Origin of the sequence: Pseudoalteromonas sp. 68 DY56-GL68, assembly GCF_041414825.1 — a bacterium.
Classification (GTDB): Bacteria; Pseudomonadota; Gammaproteobacteria; order Enterobacterales; family Alteromonadaceae; genus Pseudoalteromonas.
This window is the reverse complement of sequence record NZ_JAOCZL010000006.1, coordinates 499,510-514,629: the sequence shown is the minus strand read 5'-3', so window position 1 is coordinate 514,629 and position 15,120 is coordinate 499,510. Positions and strand designations below refer to the sequence as shown.

The window sequence follows — 15,120 nt, the reverse complement described above, 5'->3', positions numbered from 1 at the left end:
CAACGGAATTATACTGTATTGGACCAAAATTGGCTTACAGCCGTAACCACAAAAACCGTTGACACGGCGGATAAACAACGCCGTGCCTTTACCTTGTTTACAATGGCATTTTTTGCACTTGTATTGATTACATCGTTAGTCATTTCTAATTTCCATATTTATGAAATGCCACTAACTGTGATGTTAATTGTTAGTGATATAACAATCGTGCTTTGTTTGTTGTATTACTTTAAAACAGGCAACCTAATGACAATTGCCTGTATTATTATGTCGATCGTTTTACTTTTGTGTATTTCTCTTATCTACACTGGAGGAAAAGAGAATACAGCTCTTTATTGGGTTATGTTTTACCCTGTGGTTTCTTATGTCACATTGGGGTTGATGTTTGGCAGTGCATTAATGGCTGTGATGTATATCAGTACTTTATTAATGCTATTTGGCCCCAACTTTGGGCAAGTGCAGTATGGCGATGTTGAAGTTTCTCGTTTTTTGGCCTCATTTTCGCTGGTTATTTTATTTTCTGCGATAAGTGAATACTTTAGAAAAAAGAGCCATCAAAAAATTGCAGATATTACATTGATAGAGAAGCGAGATGCATTAACCGATCCCCTAACTGGCCTTGCCAATCGGCGTTATATTTATGAACACATTCAGCCAAGGCTTGATACAGAAGCGAACAGTTATTTACCTATGTCTGTGTTATTAATCGACCTAGACAACTTTAAAGTGCTCAATGACACCTATGGCCATGACTTTGGCGACCAGGTTTTAATTGCCTTTACCTCCATGCTTCACGATAAACTACGTGGCACAGATATAAAAGCACGCTATGGCGGTGAAGAATTTATGATTCTATTACCAAAAGCAAGTTTGAAAACAGCCCATGGTGTTGCTGAAAAACTACGTGAATACGTATCAAATAAGCAAATAGCTTATGATGTTGGCCAGTCTATTTCTATTACTTGCAGTATTGGTATTGCAAACCTTGAACAGGGTAGCCAATTTAGTAAAGCGATAAAGCAAGCTGATGATAATTTGTATAAAGCCAAAGCAAAAGGGCGTAATGTGGTGGTGTCTGATTTCCATGAGGTGAGCTAAATGGCAAAGCTGATTTATGTATATGACCCAATGTGCAGTTGGTGCTGGGGTTATAGAGAGACCTGGTTAAAACTGAAAGAAGCCCTAGGGGATAAACTCGCTATTGAATATAAAGTGGGTGGTCTTGCGCCCGATTCTGATGAACCAATGCCTGAAGATATGCAGCAATTTTTACAGCAAACATGGCAACGTATAGAACAGCAGCTTGGCACTAAGTTTAATCATAACTTTTGGTTGAATACTCAACCACGCCGCTCAACTTACCCTGCATGCCGTGCTGTGCTTGTTGCAAGGCAATACAACAAAGAGCTTGAGATGCTCTACGCAATTCAAAAAGCCTACTACCTAAATGCACAAAACCCATCTGACATAAGCACGCTTGCCAATCTAGCCGAGCAAATTGGTTTAGCAAAAAACACCTTTATTACAGAAATTCAAAGTGAAAAAATCAATTCTTTACTAATGAATGAAATAAACGAGGTTAGGAGCTTGCCTGTCCAAGGTTTTCCGTCTTTAGTTATTGAAAATAAAGGAAATTACTATGCTGTGCCTGTTAATTATCAAGACTGGCAAAGCACTTACCAGCAGGTTATGCAATTTGTGTCAGCGCCACCAAATTAAAGAATAACAGTCAATTTAAATAAAAATATGCCATAAGGCATGCCAATAAAAACATTGAGCTAAATGTTATAAATAAAACATAATAAAGCTCAAACCAAATCTGCAAGTTTTTGGGAACATTTTCTCTTTTCTCCATTACTTTATAGCGTCTTGCATACCTGTCGAATAGAAAGATAGAATCATAGTGCAATGCGCCGCTACCAGCAGTTATGATATTTAATGAGTAAAAACGATTACCATCATCAAGAGTATCCTCTATTAGCTGAGTTTTCTTATCTTTTATAGCTATTAGCATCGGTAATATTATAAAAAAGAAAAGGCCAGCTGATGTAAGAAATAGAGTTAAAAACCACAACTTAAGAGGTTCCATTGCTTTTCAACAACCTCATATATTTAACTTGCCTGTAACTATACTACACCACAAAATAATGTTCCTTCAAAAGGTAAAACCAAAAAATTACATTACATTAATGTATAACCTCCAAGTTAGCCTAGCCCTGCACCTCCAGCTTTGCCTGTCTCAACATATTTAGCCTAGTACAAGCTTACTAATTTCATTCTGTGTAATTTTAGTGCAACATAATCTATTACATCACTCTAAAATTGATTGCCTATTTTCACCTAGACTATAGAATGCTGACAATATTGACATGGAATGTGGATATTCTGCGTGCAACACTTTTTTACGCAATACCTCGTAATTCCATTTATAAATTAAGAGGTTCAAATGTCACTCATCGATAAACTCCAATCCTTTAGCACAATAATTCAGCCTCTTTTAGATAAGTTTGGCACATATAAAGTGCATTTGTGCCCAGAGGTTACAGGCCGCTTAACAAATAATGGTGAACCTTTGGCCAACGTAAAAATTGAGCGTGGTTTATATTTTTGTGACGGAAAAGCAAGAAAAGATGCGACTTACACAGACGCACATGGAAACTTTAATTTTCCTGAATGGATAATACGTTCTGATCAACCAGGTATTCCTTTCGTCGATATGAGAACTGCTCAACAGATTAAATTTTTTTATAAGAAGCAGGAATATTTATTATGGGCTGTAACCCTATACAACATACATCCTATGCACGAATACTCGCAAAAATTAAAGGAATTAAACGGAGATATTAATAATAAAGAAGTCTTTTTTAAGTTTGATAATCCAGAGCAACCAAACTTATTGCTTACAGGTTCATCAATTTGTAGGTGGGATCAAGACTTCACTATAATTGACCCACAGCAAATTATTGATGAAGCTAATAATTTAAACTAAAAATTCAACATTTTATTACGGAAGATAAATATGATTTCATTACAACCAACACAAGCAGCACATTTTGCCAACATTGCCTATGCAACTCTTAAGCAGGGCGGATTAAAAACTTCTGCTAGCTACCCCTATCTAAGCCCTTTATTTAATTTTGATAACTACAATATTACAGGTATCAGTGGCTCTATTTTAGAACGAATTTTTCGGCACCAAACTCCATTTGGCTATATTGCTAAAGGAAGAACAGGGGGCGTTTAAAGATCATTATGTACTAGCACTTCGTGGTACAGCAAAAATGCGCGATTGTCTCACTGATTTACATTGCGGTGTCGCAACAGGACCTAATAATCAGAGTGTACATGCGGGATTTAATTAAACTTTTTATTCACTTAAATCACAACTAGAGCAATATTTTTCGCAAAACCCTTCGGCACCAGTCCATGTTGTTGGCCACAGCTTAGGTGGAGCGTTGGCTAAAACAACGCTTTAAAGTACCTGTGAAACTGTATACTTTTGGTGCACCTAGAGTTGGTTTTTTAAGTTTTGCAAGTCATACTGAGCAAGCGTTACAAGGTGTATATCGCTGTGTTCACGCAGGTGATCCCGTACCTATGGTGCCTGTTTGGCCTTTTGTACACACCACAGACGAATATATTTTAAATTCGGCACAGAATATCTCTCCTGGTGCACATAGTATGACTAACCCGACCCCTGGATATTTAAATACGGCATCAAAATACAAAAGCTATGCTGATATTCAAAAAGGGTTTGAGTTACGTCACCAAGAAGCTATTCGCCTTGATTTTGAAAAACGTCATCAAGCTCACTTTTCTGTTCGCTGGGCCAAAAAGATAGGCGCCGCGCTGCTCGACTTTTTAAATAAAAAAGGTGTATTACATTCGATACAAGCAAGTGTAACGGGCTTACTCACTATTTATGATGCTATTGCGACCTATTTAGCAAATGAGATAGAAACAACTCAGGCCTATGCAGCTGAAGTAAAAGGGATAGTGGGTCATATGTATGTATTCTGTGGCCTGCCCGCAGGAAAGTTCATAGATTTTAGTTACCGTGGTATTCGCTTGATTTTTAAGAAGATGCTTATGAAACTTTCTCAATTAGCTAAATTTTCAATAGAAATGGCTAGTCATACAGCTCCTCTACTTGTATAAACTTATCATATGCCAGCAGTTACTAGTGCTGGCATATTTAAAACAACTTCTATTATCAAAAGACATAACTTTGTGAAAAATATCTGTTGGTCGCGCTCTATAGTTGATTAAACTAACTTCAACCCAAGCGGAATTTGTTATCACTTTTCTTAACTGTAACCCCAAATAATAATCCCATAGTCTAAACAAAATAACCCTTAAACTTCATACCAGTATCACTTCCTTTTTAGCCTAATATAAACGAATTGTTACAGCTGTCATATTTTTGTATTTTTTGCGCAACATGCTTGTCATTTTTCATCGTTATCCTTTCGCACATTAAAACAAACCCACTAGCAAATTAAGCTAACTTAACGAGTAAAGGTGTATGCGATGAAAGGCGTTAAACCACTGATTTTAGCAGGTATTGTAGCGGCATCTGCAACAGTACATGCAAACGATCTAGATAAAGTAATTGATAAAAGCAGCGAAATAAACAACTCTGCCGCGCAATCACAAACAAAAATCGACAAGATTGCAGATTCAATGCAAGGTCGTTTACAACAATTTAAAGCCCTTAATAAAGAAATTGATGGCTTAACTGTTTATAACGCGCAGCTAACTAAGCAATTAAACAATCAAATTGCAGAAATGGACGCGTTAAACGAGTCAATGGATCAGGTATCAGTTATTGAGCGTCAAATTACGCCGTTAATGATGCGCATGATCACAGGTCTTGAGCAATTCGTTGCATTAGACGTGCCTTTCTTAACTGAAGAACGTAGCAAGCGTATTGCATCATTAAAAGAAATGATGGACCGAGCAGACATCACTTCAAGTGAAAAATTCCGCCGCTTACTTGAAGCATACCAAGTAGAAGTTGATTACGGTCGCACTATCGAAGCGTACACATCATTACTTAATGTAGATGGCCAAGAACGCGAAGTAGATTTCTTACGCATCGGTCGTTTAGAACTTATTTATTTAACACGCGACGGCAAAAAAGCAGGTAGCTGGGACACACAAACAAAATCGTTTGTTGAATTACCAGATTCTGCAATCAGCCAAATCAATAAAGGTTTACGCATTGCACGTAAGCAACTTGCCCCAGATATGTTAACACTGCCAGTCCACGCTGCTGAATAAGAGGTTTGAGATGAAATTATTAACGAAAATGACAAAAATGGCCGTGTTTGCAGCTGGTCTTGGTTTTGCTGGTAGCAGCCTAGCGGCTGAGCCAATGGATTTAGATTCATTACTAAAAACATTAGAGCAAGGTAAAGCACAGCAAAGCGTTGAGAATAAACAACGTGAGCAAGAGTTCGTGGCGCGTCAAAACGAACAAGTACAAATGCTTAAAGATACGCAAGCAAAACGTACTGCAATGCTAAACGAGTCGGAGCGTTTAGAAACTCAGTTTGAAGAAAACGAAGTAAAACTAGCTAACTTAACCGAAACACTTTCAAACCGCATGGGCTCACTTAAAGAGCTATTCGGTGTGTTACAACAAGTAGCGGGCGATTCAAGCAACAAATTCATGACGTCAGTTGTTTCTGCAGAGCTTCCAGGTCGTAGTAACTTCATGGATGAGCTAGCACAAAAAATGGGTTCAACGTCAAAGCTTGCTTCTATCGATGATATCGAAAAAGTATGGTTTGAATTACAACGCGAAATGACTGAACAAGGTAAAGTATCTCGCTTTACAACAGATGTTATCGTTGAAGGTGGCAGCAAAGCACAAAAAGAAGTGGTGCGTGTTGGTGCATTTAACTTAATCGCTGATGGTAAATACCTAGAGTACACACCGGCTACAAATACAATTAGCCAGCTTACACGTCAGCCTAGCAGTCGCTACACAGCAACTGCGACTGACTTACAACAAGCAAATTCAGGTGTTGTACCGTTCGCGCTTGACCCTACAGGTGGCTCAATCTTAGGTCTTTTAGTACAAGCACCAGATACTGAAGAGCAAGTTCACCAAGGTGGTACGGTTGGTTACATTATCTTAGGTGTTGGTTTAATCGCTTTACTAATCGCACTTGAGCGTTTTGTATCTCTGATGATTATGGGTAGCAAAATCCGTCGTCAGCTTAAAGACACAGTGGCACGTGATGACAACCCACTTGGTCGCGTAATGAAAGTGAAAGATCAGTACCCAGATGTAGCGTATGACACGCTTGAACTTAAATTAAGCGAAGCAATCATTCGTGAAATGCCAAAAATTACTCGTAACCTGACGCTAATTAAGATTATCTCTGTGGTAGCACCATTACTTGGTCTACTAGGTACGGTAACCGGTATGATTAACACCTTCCAAGCAATTACCTTGTTCGGTACAGGTGACCCTAAACTAATGGCGGGTGGTATATCTCAGGCACTTGTAACAACGGTACTTGGTCTGGTTGTGGCTATCCCAACAGTATTCTTATACACACTTCTTAACACGCGTTCTAAAAACATGCTGTTGATTTTACAAGAGCAAAGCGCAGGTATCATCGCAGAGCGAAGCGAGAAAGGAGCATAAATCATGGTGCTATTGATTGATGCAATCAATGCTCTACGTGATTTCCTCGACACAGGTGGCCAAGTTCTCTTGGTCATCGGGGTCCTCATCTTCGCGATGTGGTTATTGATACTTGAGCGTTTTATGTACTTTTTTGGTGGCTTTAAACGCTACAAGAAAGACGTAAAAAGCACTTGGAGCAATAGAGCAGAGCGTAACAGCTGGAACGCAGAGCAAATTCGCCAAGCGATGATTTCACGCGCTGGCATGCAATTAAATAATAACCTTGCGCTTATCAACGTAATGGTTGCGTTATGTCCACTTTTAGGTCTGTTAGGTACCGTAACCGGCATGATCGAAGTATTTGATGTAATGGCAATCACAGGCACGGGCAGTGCACGTTCGATGGCATCAGGGGTGTCTAAAGCCACTATCCCAACAATGGCCGGTATGGTGGGTGCACTTTCAGGGGTTTTCGCATCAACGTTCTTACAACGTCGTGCAAAACGCGAAGTGCAATTACTTGAAGACAACATGGTCTTAGACCACTAAACGAATTTTAGGGTGATGTGAGCATCACCCACTAGGAGACTAACAATGAGAGCGCCACTAGGTAACTTATTTCAAGAAGACGACGCAGAAGAAATCAACATGACGCCAATGCTAGACGTTGTTTTCATCATGCTTATCTTCTTTATCGTAACAGCATCATTCGTAAAAGAAGCCGGTATTGATGTAAACCGTCCTGAAGCGGCAACAGCAGTTAAAAAAGAGCGTGCCAACATCTTAGTTGCTATTTCTGACAAGGGTGAAATTTGGATCAACAAGCGCCAAGTCGATGTTCGTGCTGTTCAGGCAAATATCGAGCGCTTAAAAGCTGAAAACCCACAAGGTAGCGTGGTTATTCAAGCAGATAAAAAAGCCACAACCGATGTACTTATCAAAGTAATGGATGCATCGCGAGCTGCAGGCGCATTTGATGTGTCGATTGCTGCGCAAGAAGCATCATAAGGAATGTGAGCGATGCGTTATATAGTTGCATTAATCATCGCTGGTATCGTGACTGTCATGCTGTTTTTAGGCATGCAGGCACTGATCACCGGTGGTGAAGGGGCCATGTCTGAGCCTGTAAAAGGAAACGTACTTGATTTTGTTCGTCTGAAAAAAGAAGAGACGGTGCAAAAGAAAGAACGTAAACCGCAAAAGCCACCAACGCCAAAAGAGCCACCTCCGCCAATGGAATCACCGCAAATGCAAAACAGTGATCCTAACGCGAGCAATGCCAACTTTGACTTTGGTGCCAGTGTTGAAGCCGACGTTAACTTAGCCGGTGGCTTAGCCCTTGAATCAAGTGACGGTGAATACCTACCGATTGTAAAAGTAGCGCCTGTTTATCCGCGCCGAGCTTTATCGCGTGGTATCGAAGGCTATGTGATTGTTGAGTTTACAGTAACTAAACAAGGCACAGTGCGTGACCCGAAAGTAGTGAAAGCTGAACCTGAGTCACTGTTTGACCGCGCTGCGATGGATGCAGCACTTAAATTTAAATATAAACCGCGCGTTGTTAACGGTGAAGCTGTTGAAGTAGCGGGCGTACAGAACAAAATTTCTTTCCAAATTAACGGTTAGAAAAGAGGAATGCGATTATGAAACCTTTAAAAGTTGCCGTGATTTGCGCGGCTGCTTTCACAAGCAGCCTGGTAGTGCCAAGCGTTGTTAGCCTATTACCCGGTGTCACACTGGCAACAGCTTACGCTGAGGACCAAAAAACCAAACGCGTACCTGCACTGCGCGAAAAAGTGTATAGCCAATTAGCGCGTGCACAAAAGCTAGCTGATGATGGTGATGCAAAAGCAGGATTAGCAGCACTTGATAGTATTCAAGAGCGCTCTTCAAGCATGAACTCGTATGAAATTGCCATGATGCATAATTTCTATGGTTTTATTTATTACAACGAAAACGACTTAGATAAAGCCATTGCGTCGTTTGAAAAAGTAGTAAACGAAGATGCAATTCCAGAAACATTACGTCTAAGCACCACCTTTAGCTTAGCGCAACTTGCGATGGCTAATAGCGATTACGAAAAGGTAATCAAATATTTAGCGCAGTGGGATGTGATTAACGACAAGCCTAAAACAGATGCTTATTACGTATTAAAATCACAAGCCTATTATCAGCTTAAAGATTACCAAAAAGGCATTGAAAACATTAATCTTGCTATCGCAGAAGCCGACAGTAAAGGTGAAATGCCAAAAGAAAACTGGCTAATTTTACAACGTGCTATGTACTACTCACTTAATCAGTCTGACAAAGTGGTCGAGGTACTTGAGCGCTTAGTGAAGCTATACAATAAACCTGAGTACTGGGTTCAATTAGGTGGTATGTACGGTGAAACAGGCGCAGAAAAAGAGCAGTTAGCGGTTTTAGAAGCAGCATATCAGCAAGGCTTTTTAACATCTAAATCTGATTTACGCCAATTATCGCAAGTGTATTTATACAATGGCCTTGCTTATAAAGCGGCGAGCGTAATGAGCAAAGCGATGCAAGATGGTATTGCCGAGCAGTCAGCTAAAAACTACGCATTCGTAGCCGAGGCTATGGTACAAGCAAAAGAGGCTGAAAAGTCGCTTACTTATTTTGCCAAGGCTGCTGATTTAGTAACGCATGGTCAGTACGAGCAACGTATCGCAGAGGTAAGCATTAACCTTGAAAAATACGAAGAAGCAGCGGATGCAGCACGTAAAGCCCTCGATAAAGGCGGCTTAGAGTTTGAATCAAATGTGTATGTGGCTCTAGGTATGGCGCAATACAATTTACAAAACTTTGATGCCTCGATTTTAGCGTTCGAGCAAGCGGAAAAACACAAAAAATCACAGCGTTTAGCTGAGCAATGGATCAAGTATGTGAAGCGTGAAAAAGTACACGCCGAAACATTACGTACTGCATTGCTATAACCAGCTTCAACAGGTAAGCGTACAAAAGAACTCATTTATAATCGCAACACCAAAGCTGCCTTCGGGCGGCTTTTTTCGGTTCTTCAATTTTACTTAACCCTCTAATTTTAAAGTCAATTACATTGTCATTTTATGTTTATGAAAATGTAACTCGCCTGTAACAAACTGTCAGTATCTTAAGTCTTAGTTTTTTAAAGCTTAACAATAATCGAAATTCAACGGAGTACAATAATGAAACTATCTGACTTATTTAAGGTCAGCCTGCTTGCTTCTGCAGTAACACTGACAGCGTGTGGCGGCGATATCGAAATCACACCAACGGTAAATGACAACAGCACTAATACTGATAATAGTACTAATAACTCAAACAACAATACTGATAATGGTTCAAACGATGATTTTGAATGTGCTAGCTATGAGTCAGATGCTGGTACTGTTCAAGGTGTTTTCGATGGTAAAGATTGTACTTACAATGATTCTTTCGCAAGTAAATCAATAGAAATTACAAGTAATATCACATTCCAAGAAATCCCTGATGGCGGTGTTCATTTATTTGCTGATGCTTTATTAATCGGTCAAGATGGCGACACAACAAGTGGTTTTGAAGTGCCTCAAAATGGACCTACTTTAACAGTAGAGCCAGGTGCCACACTTGCTTTTCAGTCTGGAGAAGCAATAATCCGAATCGCCCGTGGCGCTAAAATTCAAGCGAACGGTACTGAATCTAAACCTATTACTTTCACATCTGCCAATGCGTTTGATCGTTTCGATAGCACAGGCAATGGCCCGCGTTACGCTGATTGGGGCGGTATCATCATCAACGGTAATGGTATTACTGACCAATGTACTGATGCAGAGCGCGCTGCAAGCACCTGTAATGTACCTTCTGAGGGTATAACAAGTTATTTTGGTGGTAATGATAACGCAGATTCAAGTGGTAGCATCAAGTGGGCTAAAATTTGGTACGCAGGTTCAGGCCCTAAAGTAGGTGGTGAAGGTGACGACCTTAACTCACTAACTCTTAACGCGGTAGGTTCAGGTTCTGCGTTTGATTATTTACATATTCACCAGGGCTTTGATGATGGTATCGAGTTCTTCGGTGGTGCAGCGACAATTAAACATATTGTTGTGACTGATACACAAGATGATTCATTTGACTTTGATGCAGGTTGGCAAGGTAAGGGTCAATTCCTCTTTATCAAACATGGCACTGTAACGCTTGCTGATGGCACAGTTGCAAACATGGGTAACAATGGGTTTGAGTCAGATGGTGTTAAAGGTGAGTCTTCTGCTGAAGTAGCACCAAGTAACCCTACGCTAGCGAACATCACGGTTATTACGACTGATGGAAAATCAGTACGTGATGATGACCCTTCACAAGCCTTTAAATTTGATGATGAATTTAATGCTAATATCTACAATGCATTGATATTTAAGAAAAATGCAGTGAATTCAAGCTGTATCGAATTTTCTTCTGATGGTGAAAAGCAAGCTGATAAAATTGCATTTAATAGTTCAGTTATGGCGTGTTCATCAAACTTCGCAGATACAGACACATTTGCAGGCGGCCCTTTAGCAGGTCAAACAAAAGCATCATGGTTTGAAAACAGCGCTAGCAATGAAATTTTAACTGATGATGTTGCAGTATTTGCTGATAATGAGTTTGCGACTAATACAGCCTCTACAGATGTAACTATCTCTGCGAATGACTTATCTATGCTTAACGATAGCTTTTTCGAAACGGTTGATTACATCGGTGCAGTATCTGATCAAGATACTAGCTCAAGCTGGTACAAATGGGTAGAAACTGCACTAGCAGCTGCTGCTCAAGACTAATACCTGCTCATTTAGAGTTATGAAATGTAGGCGCCATAATGCTTATTTCAAAGCAACTGGCGCCTGTTTTTTATCAAATTGATTAGGATGTAAATCATGTCAAAACAACATAGGCTGAGTAAACTTTCACTCGCAATTGGCCTGGGATTGTTTGTCCACACTAGTTATGTAAGTGCAGCTGAAGAACAACTCGAAAATAACGAAATTGAAGAAGTTGTTGCTGTGGGCACACGCCTTCAAGGTAGTGCTGCTGCGGTCGTTGAAGAACGAAAAAATCAAGCTTTTGTTGCGGATATTCTCGGTGCTGAACAACTTTCAAGAACGGGCGATAGTGATGCCGCATCAGCACTTCGTCGTGTTACTGGCCTAACACTCGTAGATGGTAAATTTATTTATGTGCGTGGTTTAGGTGAGCGTTATTCCAGTGCTCGTTTAAACGGTGCATATGTCCCAAGCCCTGATTTAACTCGTAACGTACTACCATTAGATATATTCCCTGCGAGTATTATTGAAAGTATGGCTGTACAGAAGGCCTACTCACCAGATATGCCTGCTGCATTTGGTGGTGGTAACATAGATATTCGTACTAAATCTATTCCAACAGAATTTACTGCGGGCGTTGAGCTTGGAGTAGGGTATAACACTTCAGCAGATGATGGGTATACCTATTCAGGTTCAGATAGTGGCATACCACAGGCGTTAAAAGACGCTATTGTGCGATACCATGGTAACTTCAGTGTCAGCAATATTGTTAACAGAGATCTATTAGTTGATAGTGAGCAAGGAACTCGTGCCGAGCAAGCGACAGCAATTAACAATCAATTACTAAAATCGTTGCCACGAAATTATGCGTTAGAAAAAGACTCTATTGATCCTGAATATGGTGTTAAAGCACATTTAGGTAATAGCTTTGAGGAGTCTTATTTCGGTGGAAAAATTGGTTTTTTACTCTCGGGTGCGTATGCCAATGAATGGGATTCTAGAACACAGTTCTCATCTGTTATTACACAAGACCAAGAAGATTTAGAAAACTGTTCAACGACATTGAAAACCGCTGATGATGTGGCTTCGTCTTGTTACAATACATTAAAAGACTCTACAGTTACTACTGAAAATGAGCGCTATAACTTAACAGGTAGTATTGGTTATTCGTATAAAACGCACAGTATTTCAGCACAGCATTTATACATTGTCGATAACGAAGATGAAACTGAAGTGTCAATTTCTCAAAGCCCTGCAGGCAGCTCTACATTTAGTATTGCAGGGAATGGCATTGCAAACCGTAATCATGAGTTTAATCTTGAACAAAGAGAGTTAAATGTTAGCCAATTTTTAGGTCAACATACTTTTCTTGATTACTGGGGGATTGGCTTTGATTGGCAATACACTCGTTCTGAAGCAACAACAGATATCCCAACTAATGCGGACTACAAATTCAGAGATCAATACGATAGTGAAGGAAACTACGCAGGTTCGACAATTACAGGTGATGACAACCGTGTAATCATGTCTTATACAGACATGGAAGAGCATGTGACGTCATATGGTGGCAACTTTAACTTGCCACTTAGTTTTGATGCTCTGGATATTGAATTTAAGCTTGGTTATGACTTCTCAGATAGAGCCCGTGTTTATAACACGTCAAGCTTTACCATTAATAACAGCTCAGGTTCGCCTATATCGATTAACGACGGTACAAATGATCCGCTTGCAAACAGTGGCTACTTATCTGACGAATTTATTGATAATAATGGCGTCTTAGTTGACTTTAATGAACCTACAGCACCTGATGCCGATGATTATATCGCTGCACAAAAAATAGATGCAGGCTACGCCTCATTTGATGTTATTTATGAACAGTGGTTACGTATAAGTGGTGGTGTTCGTTATGAGCAGTTCCGACAAACATCGGTTGGTACGTCAAGTTTAATCTTTGATGGTGACGATCTGCAAAATATTTGGTCTCCAGAGAATATTGAAGATGGTACTATTATTGAAGATGATTGGTATCCTGCACTGTCATTAACTTACCTCGGTGGTGAAAATTATCAAATTCGTGCAGGTTATGGTGAAACGGTCGTACGTCCTGATTTTCGTGAAGTTGTACCTGTCACTTACTTTGACCCACTCACTGATATTCGTACTTTTGGGCGTGTAGGACTTAAAAGCAGCCCAATTAAGAACTATGACTTACGTTATGAATATTACGGTGAGGCGGGTAATTCATTTAGTGTGGCTGCATTCTATAAAGATATCCAAGCACCAATCGAAACTGTATTAAGAGTTGGTGATGATGACTACTCGGCTAGCTTTGTAAACGGCGAAACAGCAGAAGTATACGGTGTAGAAGCTGAGTGGTTACAAGATCTTACAATGGTAACTGAAGGTCTATTTACCAGCGGTAATATCACACTGAGTGACTCAGAAGCGACGATAGATCCTGCATTTGCTGGCAACTTAACGAATCCTAAAAAGCGTATGACAGGTCACTCACAATACGTTGTTAATATGCAGCTTAACTATGATTCGCCTGATGGTATTCATAGTGCTTCGCTAGTGTACAACGTATTTGGTGAGCGCATACTTGCTGCAGGCGTTGCAGGACGTGATGATGCTTATGAGCAACCCTTTAATTCATTGGATTTAGTTTATACTTGGTATCCTGATTTTAATTCTAAAGTTAAATTCAAAGTGCAAAACTTACTCAATGAGGATAAAGAAGTGACTCAGTCAGATATTATTGTGCGTTCTCGTGATGAAGGCACAGAGCTAAGTATCAGTTATTCTTACGAGTTTTAACTTACTCTAGCCAAGGAAGGATATAATAATAAATCCTAACATTAATTTAGCCCTGCAATAGCAGGGCTTTTTTATTTTTGTCGAGGGATTTATATAGCAACTATTTAAGCTAACTAGCAAAGTTAGCTACATCACTTTTGTAAAATCATTTTTCAGGACAGTGATTCTATTATTGAGACGTTTTTAATAAGCTTAGGATTTAAAAGGCAGGTAAAAATTAGTGGCTAGATTGCTAATACAATTACTGGATAAGAACCCAGAAAGCACTGGGTTCTTTTCTAAATTCTAATTACCACATTTTATGCTTGCATAGAGTGGGTAACACTGGTTTTTGCTCCCCGTGCTTTTTGAAACCCATGCGCTATCATACCAGTCGTATTCTGCATAAGAAGATTCATCTTCGCCGCATTTTACGCTACTTCCTGTTACTTCCTCTTTATGGCCTTGCTCTTTGCAAAACTGGTTGCCAGATAATGAGCCTATGAAAAAGTTTCTATAACTGTTATTTACTCTAACTACTGGGTTTAGGTAAGTTGCAGTAGATAGGCTTGTTGCAGAACCCGCCACTTGCTCGACACTGGTTGTAGAGCGTGTGAAAGATGTATTCGTCTCCACATCAATTTCGTTAGTGTTTGCAGAGACTCCACAAGATAGCAAAGCCGCAACTAGACCAGAAAAGTATTGGTTTTTCATTTATTTGATTCCTTTTTAAAAATAAAAAATACACAGTACTTCCTACTACAAAGTGCGAAATGATTATGAATCTTGTTTATGGCATTTGTATTAATTGCATTAAGAAATCAGCTCAGTTTTTACATCATAAGTGACTAGAGTTCGCTAGAACTAGAAAAAGTATGAGCAACAAATTGGGTATTTGAGATGAGATTACTA

The 15,120-nt window shown here is 39.7% G+C and carries 15 protein-coding genes and 1 pseudogene; 14 read left to right on the top strand and 2 right to left on the bottom strand.

The genetic code is table 11. The features are described from left to right. Positions 1-18: 18 nt before the first annotated feature. A complete protein-coding gene (locus NYF15_RS03135) occupies positions 19-1,098 on the top strand; it encodes a GGDEF domain-containing protein (protein WP_237118937.1) in 1,080 nt (359 codons plus the stop codon). Next, positions 1,099-1,719, top strand: a complete 621-nt coding sequence (locus tag NYF15_RS03130; RefSeq protein ID WP_371352758.1) for a DsbA family protein — start codon at positions 1,099-1,101, stop codon at positions 1,717-1,719. It abuts the gene before it with no gap. A 10-nt stretch (positions 1,720-1,729) separates the two neighbouring features. Here the strand turns inward: NYF15_RS03130 and NYF15_RS03125 are convergent, their stop codons facing one another. After that, on the bottom strand, positions 1,730-2,089 hold the full coding sequence (locus tag NYF15_RS03125) for a hypothetical protein (RefSeq protein ID WP_371352757.1): 360 nt from the start codon (positions 2,087-2,089) through the stop codon (positions 1,730-1,732). Between the two features lie 357 nt (positions 2,090-2,446). Between NYF15_RS03125 and NYF15_RS03120 the strand changes: the two genes are divergently transcribed. From NYF15_RS03120 to NYF15_RS03065, 12 genes and pseudogenes are all read left to right on the top strand, one after another. Further along, positions 2,447-2,989 carry a DUF6795 domain-containing protein gene (locus NYF15_RS03120; RefSeq protein ID WP_371352756.1) on the top strand — a complete coding sequence of 181 codons (543 nt, stop codon included), beginning with the start codon at positions 2,447-2,449 and terminating at the stop codon, positions 2,987-2,989. 30 nt (positions 2,990-3,019) lie between these two features. Beyond that, positions 3,020-3,244, top strand: a complete 225-nt coding sequence (locus tag NYF15_RS03115; RefSeq protein ID WP_371352755.1) for a hypothetical protein — start codon at positions 3,020-3,022, stop codon at positions 3,242-3,244. A gap of 169 nt (positions 3,245-3,413) precedes the next feature. Continuing rightward, positions 3,414-3,476: pseudogene (locus tag NYF15_RS03110) on the top strand (hypothetical protein); the annotation flags it as partial. A gap of 7 nt (positions 3,477-3,483) precedes the next feature. Next, positions 3,484-4,158, top strand: coding sequence for a hypothetical protein (locus tag NYF15_RS03105; RefSeq protein WP_371352754.1), 675 nt, complete (start codon positions 3,484-3,486; stop codon positions 4,156-4,158). Positions 4,159-4,530: 372 nt separating this feature from the next. Continuing rightward, the gene (locus tag NYF15_RS03100; RefSeq protein ID WP_341804749.1) at positions 4,531-5,283 is read left to right on the top strand and encodes a DUF3450 domain-containing protein; all 753 of its coding nucleotides are present in this window, start codon (positions 4,531-4,533) and stop codon (positions 5,281-5,283) included. Between the two features lie 10 nt (positions 5,284-5,293). After that, a complete protein-coding gene (locus NYF15_RS03095; RefSeq protein ID WP_371352753.1) occupies positions 5,294-6,661 on the top strand; it encodes a MotA/TolQ/ExbB proton channel family protein in 1,368 nt (455 codons plus the stop codon). A 3-nt stretch (positions 6,662-6,664) separates the two neighbouring features. Then, positions 6,665-7,192, top strand: a complete 528-nt coding sequence (locus tag NYF15_RS03090) for a MotA/TolQ/ExbB proton channel family protein (protein WP_054552070.1) — start codon at positions 6,665-6,667, stop codon at positions 7,190-7,192. A 45-nt stretch (positions 7,193-7,237) separates the two neighbouring features. Beyond that, positions 7,238-7,651, top strand: a complete 414-nt coding sequence (locus NYF15_RS03085; RefSeq protein WP_036971869.1) for a biopolymer transporter ExbD — start codon at positions 7,238-7,240, stop codon at positions 7,649-7,651. 12 nt (positions 7,652-7,663) lie between these two features. Then, on the top strand, positions 7,664-8,269 hold the full coding sequence (locus NYF15_RS03080; RefSeq protein WP_062568031.1) for an energy transducer TonB: 606 nt from the start codon (positions 7,664-7,666) through the stop codon (positions 8,267-8,269). A gap of 17 nt (positions 8,270-8,286) precedes the next feature. Then, positions 8,287-9,594 (top strand): lipopolysaccharide assembly protein LapB, encoded by a 1,308-nt coding sequence (locus NYF15_RS03075; RefSeq protein ID WP_237115653.1) that lies wholly within the window; start codon positions 8,287-8,289, stop codon positions 9,592-9,594. A gap of 231 nt (positions 9,595-9,825) precedes the next feature. After that, positions 9,826-11,430, top strand: a complete 1,605-nt coding sequence (locus NYF15_RS03070; RefSeq protein WP_371352752.1) for a hypothetical protein — start codon at positions 9,826-9,828, stop codon at positions 11,428-11,430. 96 nt (positions 11,431-11,526) lie between these two features. Continuing rightward, positions 11,527-14,229, top strand: a complete 2,703-nt coding sequence (locus tag NYF15_RS03065) for a TonB-dependent receptor domain-containing protein (RefSeq protein ID WP_062568028.1) — start codon at positions 11,527-11,529, stop codon at positions 14,227-14,229. Positions 14,230-14,514: 285 nt separating this feature from the next. Here the strand turns inward: NYF15_RS03065 and NYF15_RS03060 are convergent, their stop codons facing one another. Beyond that, the gene (locus NYF15_RS03060) at positions 14,515-14,922 is read right to left on the bottom strand and encodes a hypothetical protein (protein WP_371352751.1); all 408 of its coding nucleotides are present in this window, start codon (positions 14,920-14,922) and stop codon (positions 14,515-14,517) included. Positions 14,923-15,120 lie beyond the last annotated feature (198 nt).

What these genes read in the sequence shown, in the direction of transcription:
- NYF15_RS03130 (WP_371352758.1), top strand. Translation starts at nt 1,099, where the DNA reads ATGGCAAAGCTGATTTATGTATATGACCCAATGTGCAGTTGGTGCTGG.
- NYF15_RS03125 (WP_371352757.1), bottom strand. Translation starts at nt 2,089, where the DNA reads ATGGAACCTCTTAAGTTGTGGTTTTTAACTCTATTTCTTACATCAGCT.
- NYF15_RS03120 (WP_371352756.1), top strand. Translation starts at nt 2,447, where the DNA reads ATGTCACTCATCGATAAACTCCAATCCTTTAGCACAATAATTCAGCCT.
- NYF15_RS03115 (WP_371352755.1), top strand. Translation starts at nt 3,020, where the DNA reads ATGATTTCATTACAACCAACACAAGCAGCACATTTTGCCAACATTGCC.
- NYF15_RS03100 (WP_341804749.1), top strand. Translation starts at nt 4,531, where the DNA reads ATGAAAGGCGTTAAACCACTGATTTTAGCAGGTATTGTAGCGGCATCT.
- NYF15_RS03095 (WP_371352753.1), top strand. Translation starts at nt 5,294, where the DNA reads ATGAAATTATTAACGAAAATGACAAAAATGGCCGTGTTTGCAGCTGGT.
- NYF15_RS03090 (WP_054552070.1), top strand. Translation starts at nt 6,665, where the DNA reads ATGGTGCTATTGATTGATGCAATCAATGCTCTACGTGATTTCCTCGAC.
- NYF15_RS03085 (WP_036971869.1), top strand. Translation starts at nt 7,238, where the DNA reads ATGAGAGCGCCACTAGGTAACTTATTTCAAGAAGACGACGCAGAAGAA.
- NYF15_RS03080 (WP_062568031.1), top strand. Translation starts at nt 7,664, where the DNA reads ATGCGTTATATAGTTGCATTAATCATCGCTGGTATCGTGACTGTCATG.
- NYF15_RS03075 (WP_237115653.1), top strand. Translation starts at nt 8,287, where the DNA reads ATGAAACCTTTAAAAGTTGCCGTGATTTGCGCGGCTGCTTTCACAAGC.
- NYF15_RS03070 (WP_371352752.1), top strand. Translation starts at nt 9,826, where the DNA reads ATGAAACTATCTGACTTATTTAAGGTCAGCCTGCTTGCTTCTGCAGTA.
- NYF15_RS03065 (WP_062568028.1), top strand. Translation starts at nt 11,527, where the DNA reads ATGTCAAAACAACATAGGCTGAGTAAACTTTCACTCGCAATTGGCCTG.
- NYF15_RS03060 (WP_371352751.1), bottom strand. Translation starts at nt 14,922, where the DNA reads ATGAAAAACCAATACTTTTCTGGTCTAGTTGCGGCTTTGCTATCTTGT.